Annotated in this window: 5 protein-coding genes; 3 read left to right on the plus strand and 2 right to left on the minus strand. The window is 64.4% G+C overall.

Going from position 1 to position 6,549, the window contains the following annotated elements:
• Positions 1 to 45: 45 nt before the first annotated feature.
• Both G6035_RS10260 and G6035_RS10265 read right to left on the minus strand, forming a co-directional pair.
• Positions 46 to 597: a hypothetical protein gene (locus tag G6035_RS10260; protein WP_176616985.1), complete on the minus strand. Its 552-nt coding sequence runs from the start codon at positions 595 to 597 to the stop codon at positions 46 to 48.
• Positions 598 to 835: 238 nt separating this feature from the next.
• Complete coding sequence (locus G6035_RS10265; RefSeq protein ID WP_176616986.1) at positions 836 to 1,222, minus strand: hypothetical protein; 387 nt, start codon at positions 1,220 to 1,222, stop codon at positions 836 to 838.
• A gap of 177 nt (positions 1,223 to 1,399) precedes the next feature.
• Between G6035_RS10265 and G6035_RS10270 the strand changes: the two genes are divergently transcribed.
• Genes G6035_RS10270 through G6035_RS10280 form a run of 3 tightly spaced genes read left to right on the plus strand, consistent with a single transcriptional unit; the run spans position 1,400 to position 6,310 of the window.
• Positions 1,400 to 3,442, plus strand: a complete 2,043-nt coding sequence (locus G6035_RS10270; RefSeq protein ID WP_176616987.1) for a hypothetical protein — start codon at positions 1,400 to 1,402, stop codon at positions 3,440 to 3,442.
• 13 nt (positions 3,443 to 3,455) lie between these two features.
• Positions 3,456 to 5,099, plus strand: coding sequence for a class I SAM-dependent DNA methyltransferase (locus G6035_RS10275; RefSeq protein WP_176616988.1), 1,644 nt, complete (start codon positions 3,456 to 3,458; stop codon positions 5,097 to 5,099).
• Positions 5,096 to 6,310 (plus strand): restriction endonuclease subunit S, encoded by a 1,215-nt coding sequence (locus G6035_RS10280; RefSeq protein ID WP_176616989.1) that lies wholly within the window; start codon positions 5,096 to 5,098, stop codon positions 6,308 to 6,310. Before G6035_RS10275 ends, G6035_RS10280 begins: the two co-directional genes overlap by 4 nt.
• Positions 6,311 to 6,549 lie beyond the last annotated feature (239 nt).

Raw genomic sequence — 6,549 nt, forward strand, 5'->3', positions numbered from 1 at the left:
CAGGGTATGTTGGCTGCCGCGGTGGCGGCAATGGTTCGGACCGGGCTACTGCTTGGTCCAGGTCCCGCAACGGGAGGTCTTGAAGTCCTGGCCGGCACTGAGCGTCACGGATGGACGCCCGCCGCCGGGGATGTCGTTTTCGATGATGTCGGAGCCGTTGCTGCCGCCGGCAAGAATGGCCCAGTAGCAGTCGGAATCGACGGCCGAGGTGCTCACGTACGTGCCGGGGGCGATGTCGCGCCCGACGGCCCAGGTGCCTTCACCAATGGTGTTTTTGGCCTTCTCCTTCTCGGCCCCGGAGACGGCGTCCTCGCGCTTCTTCACTGCCGCCTGGTCCTCCCCGACCTTCTTTTCGGCAGCGCTCACGGCACTTTCACGCTCCGCAACCGCATCCTCGCGCCCCTTGATTTGGCTTTGCAAGGCTGCAAACTGGCCATCGAGCTGGCGGTAGGCGGACCTTGAGTTATTCAACGCCTCATCCACGCCGGCCTTGTCCTGCGCAAGTTGCACATAGGCATCGCTGGCGGTGGGGTCCGGGAGGCTGCTGCCAAACCAGGTGCCCGCACCCAGAAGTACGACGGCGGCCGCACCGAGCACGAGCGCCTTCGTCTTCCACGTGCGCCGGGTGGTCCCCTTTGGTGCGGGGCCAGTTTTCCTGGTCGGACTTCCCTTGGGTGCCGGTCCTCCCTTGGGGCCCGCTCCCTTGGGTGCGGGGCTTCCCTTAGAGGCGGGGCCGCTCTTGGGCGTCATCGTCTCAGCCGGAACGGACTCCCCTTTCGCGGGAGGCACGGGGCCCGCCGCTTGCGGGCTGGTTTTTTCTGTCATGGCAATTCCCCTACGAATCGGTGCGCGATGATGGGTGGTGCTGCCCGGCCCCCAGTGACGGGGCCTGCAGTTCTTCGAAAGTGCAAGCACCGGTCTCGTCCGGCGCCCCAGCGTGGAGCCTCGGCAAGAGGTGTGTTGGTGCAGGGTGGCCGTCCCCCAATGAACGGCCACCCTGCGGCAGCGGCGGGTCAACAACCGGGGCATCGTCGCCGGGACCTTGCCCCGACCCGCCGTCCGGGCAGCCAAGTCGCGCCTTCGGTGCGGCAACAGCCACCTGGGGCCGGCGTGCCGGCTGGCCAGCGCCGAACAGCACTCCGTTGGCCAGGCCCAGCACGTGGCCGTAGGTGCTGAAGACGAGCTCGTGGCCCGGCTCTGTGCCTTCGATTGTGCTGTCCATGACGGTTCCCCCAATGTTTCGGATGCTGTTCCTTGCTGACAGGAACACGCTAGGCCCGTTGGTGGACCAGATTTTAAATAACAACTGATAATGGGACTTATCAACATGTTGTTCACAGACTGTGGATGACGGCATAAGCTGTACAAGCACCGATACTGCGGATGAAAAGGAGGGCACATGAGCGAACCGGCCACGACCCTGCGCATCTCGCTGGCGGAAATTGCCGCCCTCACCCGTGTGAAGCGACCCGTGGTGTCCATGTGGCGCAGCCGCAGCAGGGACACGCCCACCCCGTTCCCGGACCCGGTCCAGGTGAACCGCGGCCAGCAGCTGTTCGACGCCGGCGAGGTGGGCGGTTGGCTGGAGGCAACGCAGCACGGCAACAACCCGCATGCCCGGGCGGACATGGCGTCGTTTGCCCGGCACGACTCGGCCCGGACGGACCCGGAGGCATCCTTTGCCGCCCAAACCGCGCTGATCACCCTGCGCCGGCTGGCGGGCGGCCCGTTGGCCGCGCTCGGCCCCGGGGAACTGCTCGACGCCGCGGACGAGGCGGACCCCGACGACGACTTCCTCTATTCGGAAATCGAGGGCCTGGGCCAGGACGCCCAGGAATGGGCCGCCCGGGCCGACCAGCTGGTGGATGCCGCCTACTCCCCCGCAGCCGCCTTGGAACAGCTCCTGCGCGAGCGCTTTAGGGCGGGCTTGAGAGGCTACGCGGACACGGCCCTCGCGGAAGCGGCCGTCGAGCTGGCGGCGAGGGCCGCCGTCGAACTGGCCGGGCACGGCGACACCGGATGGCCCGTGTTTGTCGATCCCACCGCTGGCGGCAGCGACCTGCTCGTGGCCGTCCTGGACAGGCTGCCGGAGGACGCGGACCCCGTGTTCGTCACGCGCAGCGGGCGGGACCAGGCGTCGCGGACCGCCCTGCGCCGCCTGCTGGTCCACGGCGCGCGGCGCAGGGCCCTCACGGTGACGGGCACCGGCCAGTTCACGGTCGGGGAGCCGGCCGTCCATGTGGCGTCCTACCCGCCGCCCGGCGCCCCGGACCTGGCCGCGCCGGACATCCTGGCGGACATTGACAACACCGTGCTGCAGATGGACGATTCGCAGCGCGGCGTCGTCATGGCGCCCGCGTCGGTGCTCACGGACGCCCTCGACGATGTGAAGGCCGCCGAGGTGCGCTCGGACCTGCTGCGTTCGGGCCGCGTGCGGGCCGTTGTGCGCCTCCCGCCCGGGCTGGTCCCCGCGAAGACGCGGCAGGCACTGGCCCTGTGGGTGCTCGGTCCCGCACACGCCTCGGTGCCGATTGCCGAGCGCTGGACCATGGTGGCGGACCTGTCCGGAACTGCCCTGACCGCCGACGCCGTCCAGGACCTGGTGGGCGACCTCGCCGTTTCCATGGAGTCGGCCGCCACCATCCGCGCCCACACCATGCGCTTTGCCCGCGTTGTTCCCACGCCCCGGCTGCTGGCCAGCCGCGGCGCGCTGGTCGGGCCGGCGCCGGAGCGGGGCCCCGGCACGGATGCCGCTGAACAGGCGGTGCGGGCGGACGCGTTGCTGGCCCAACTCAACTCCCCGGCAACCACCCCGTCGGTGCTGCCGCTGAGCGTGTCGTTGGGGCACGGTTCCCCGTCCACCGTCTCCGTGGAGGACCTGCTGGCCCGGGGGCACCTGCGCTACGTCAAGGGTGTGCGCCTTGCATCTGGGCTTCCTGCCGCGGACGACGGCGGCGCCCGGGTCTTGGGGCTGCCGGAACTTGGGCTCGGGGAGACTTCCGCAACAGGCGCCGGCGCGGAGCGGCGCATCGACCGGCTGGTGCTGGCCGCCAACCATCCGCAGGCCCGCCTGAGCGAGCCGGGCGACGTCGTTTTCGCCACGGCTCCCGCCCCGGCGGCGATGGTGGACGTGGAAGGCGGATCCGTCGTCGAATATCCGGCACGGGTGCTGCGCATCAGCGGCGCCGACCCCGGTGGCCTGATGCCGGAATTGCTGGCCGCGGACATCAATGCCGCCGGGTCCAAGAATTGGCGGAGCTGGGTGCTGCGCCTGGTGCCGCATGCCACGGCGCAGCAATTGCGCCCCGTTCTGGCCCGGCTTGAACAAGAAGAAGCTGCTGCCCGGCTCCGGCTGGAGCAGCTCACTGAACTCACAGCGCTCCTGCGGGACGGCGTCAGTGCCGGCTCCCTCGTTGTGGACGCTACGATCGAATTAACGTAAAGAAAGCTGAATCATGCCCCCGAAGAAGAAAGTGGACGCCGCCCCGTCCACCATGAAGGAACTGAAGGACACTCTCTGGAAGGCCGCGGACAAGCTGCGCGGGTCCATGGATGCCTCCCAGTACAAGGACGTCATTTTGGGGCTGGTGTTCCTGAAGTACGTCTCGGACGCCTTTGACGAACGGCGTGAGCAGATCCGCACCGAGCTGCTGACGGAGGGGCTGAACGAGGACCAGATCGGGCAGCTTATTGACGACACCGACGAGTACACGGGCCGCGGCGTGTTCTGGGTGCCGGCGCGTGCCCGCTGGCAGTATTTGGCGCAGAACGCCAAGGGCACTCAGGCTTCACTCGATGAGCATGCCAAGAGCATTGGTGAGCTGATTGATGATGCGATGGTTTACGTGATGGGCGCGAACCCGTCGTTGGCTGCCACACTGCCTACGATCTTCAACAAGGACAACATCGACCAGCGACGCCTGGGCGAGCTGCTGGACCTGTTCAACTCGGCCAAGTTCACCGGCCAGGGCGCCACGAAGGCGCGCGACCTGTTGGGTGAGGTGTACGAATACTTCCTGGAGAAGTTTGCCCGCGCCGAGGGCAAGCGCGGCGGCGAGTTCTACACGCCGGCCGGCGTGGTGCGTGTGCTGGTGGAGGTGCTGCGGCCGGACCACGGCCGCGTGTATGACCCCGCGTGCGGTTCCGGCGGCATGTTTGTGCAGGCGGAGAAGTTCCTCGAGGCCCACAATAAGGAGGGTTCGGAGATTTCCGTCTACGGCCAGGAGCTCAACGAGCGCACCTGGCGGATGGCGAAGATGAACCTGGCCATTCACGGCTTGAACGGCAACCTGGCCTCACGCTGGAGCGATACGTTTGCCCGCGACCAGCACCCGGATATGCAGGCCGATTTCATCATGGCGAACCCGCCGTTCAACATCAAGGACTGGGCACGGAGCGAGTCCGACCCGCGCTGGAAGTACGGTGTCCCGCCGGCCGGCAACGCGAACTATGCCTGGATCCAGCACATCATCTCGAAGCTGGCGCCCGGAGGCACTGCCGGCGTGGTCATGGCCAACGGGTCCATGTCTTCCAACTCCGGCGGCGAGGGCGAAATCCGCGCACAGCTGGTCGAGGCAGATCTGGTCTCCTGCATGGTGGCCCTGCCCACCCAGCTGTTCCGCTCAACCGGCATCCCCGTGTGCACATGGTTCTTCGCGAAGGACAAGTCTGCTGGAGCTGCTGGCTCCGTTGACCGCACGGGCCAGGTCCTGTTCATTGACGCCCGCAACCTGGGGCACATGGTGGACCGCGCCGAGCGTGCCCTCTCGGATGAAGATATCGCGTTGATTGCCGACACCTTCCACGCCTGGCGCGGCACGCCGCCGGTCGAGCCTGTCGAGACCTCGCTGGTCCAGCCTGCCGAGACCAAGGAGTACGAAGACATCCCAGGCTTCTGCAAGTCCGCCACCCTCGCAGAGATCAAGGCCGCCGACTACGCCCTCACCCCGGGCCGTTACGTAGGTGCCGCCGAGGTTGAGGACGACGGCGAGCCCATCGAGGAAAAGATCGCCCGTCTCTCCGCCGAACTCTTCACCCAGTTCGACGAGTCCGCGCGCCTGGCGGCAGTAGTGCGCGAGCAGTTGGGGAGGGTTTCATGACACGTAAAATCGTGAAAATTCAAGATATCGCCGCCCCAACAGCACGTTCGATAGCAATCGGTCCTTTCGGCTCGAATCTCAAAGCTGACCTCTACACGACATCCGGAGTGGCGGTTGTTAGAGGGCAAAATATCAAGGCCAGCCCATACCTCGATGAGGAGGACTTGGTTTTCGTTTCACATGAGACCGCTGAAAAACTTTCATCATCAATGTTGAATGAAGGCGACTTGGTGTTCCCGCACAGAGGAGCAATCGGACGAGTTGGATTAGTCGGGGAACGCCGTATGTTGCTCTCGTCCAGCATGATGAAACTAACCGTCGATTCATCGAAAGCAGATCCAAAATATGTGTTGTACTACTTCCGCGGTCCGGGAGAACGCGAGTTATTGATGCGCGCATCTACGGTTGGGACCCCGGGAATTGGACAGCCTCTGACGTCTCTCCGGGGTATTACCATTGAGCTACCGGACCTTCAACAGCAGCAAGCCATCGCAGAAGTCCTGGGCGCCCTCGACGACAAGATCGCCGCCAACACCAAACTCGGAGAGACGTCCGCGCAGCTTTCCCTGACTTTGTTCAAGCAAGCGGTCCACGAGGCATCCGACGAATTTTTGCTTTCTGACATCACTTCACTCCTCAGCCGCGGAGTAACTCCTAAGTATGCCGACGGCGCGGACACAATGATGGTTTTGAATCAGAAGTGTATTCGCGGCCAACGCGTAGACCTTGGCCCCAGTCGACGAACAGTAACTGCCAAAGTCCGTAGAGACAAGGTTCTTCTGGCGAATGACGTCCTCATCAACTCCACAGGGCAAGGTACCCTCGGTCGAGTTGCTCGATGGACCACGGAGGCGATTACAACGGTGGATTCGCACGTCACGATCGTCCGCTTCGATAATTCCAAAGTTGACCCTGCCGTCGCCGGTCTGGGTCTAATGAGCCTGCAAGACGTCATCATCGAAATGGGAGAAGGAAGCACTGGCCAAACAGAACTTTCTCGTACTGAACTAGGCAAACTTCGGGTACGGCTTCCGAAACTAAGTGATCAGGCGAGACTCAGTAAACGTCTGGTGGCACTCACCGAAATGGAACATGCGCATTTAGCTGAGAATCTCACACTCTCCGCCACCCGCGACGCACTGCTCCCCCAGCTCATGTCCGGAAAGCTTCGCGTCAAGGACGCAGAATCGACCATTTCAGCGCTGGTCTAACGGCAACTTCAAGTTTTCTCCAAGTTCAATTTGAACTTGGAGAAAACTCGAAGTTTCGTTCCTGCAAGATACAGGGAGCGAACGCAAACCGGCCTACGCTTCACCCTGCAATTTCTCAAGTAAGTCCGGCGTCGCCTGCCAGACGAACTGCTTGCCACTCTCGGAACGGACCAGAAGCCCCCGCTTCTCCAGCACCGCAAGATCATGGCGAGCTGTCTCCCCTGAGCTCGCATAAGCAC

It is taken from the genome of Arthrobacter sp. SDTb3-6, assembly GCF_013376095.1.
Lineage (GTDB): Bacteria > Actinomycetota > Actinomycetes > Actinomycetales > Micrococcaceae > Specibacter.

What these genes read in the sequence shown, in the direction of transcription:
- G6035_RS10265 (WP_176616986.1), bottom strand. Translation starts at nt 1,222, where the DNA reads ATGGACAGCACAATCGAAGGCACAGAGCCGGGCCACGAGCTCGTCTTC.
- G6035_RS10270 (WP_176616987.1), top strand. Translation starts at nt 1,400, where the DNA reads ATGAGCGAACCGGCCACGACCCTGCGCATCTCGCTGGCGGAAATTGCC.
- G6035_RS10275 (WP_176616988.1), top strand. Translation starts at nt 3,456, where the DNA reads ATGCCCCCGAAGAAGAAAGTGGACGCCGCCCCGTCCACCATGAAGGAA.
- G6035_RS10280 (WP_176616989.1), top strand. Translation starts at nt 5,096, where the DNA reads ATGACACGTAAAATCGTGAAAATTCAAGATATCGCCGCCCCAACAGCA.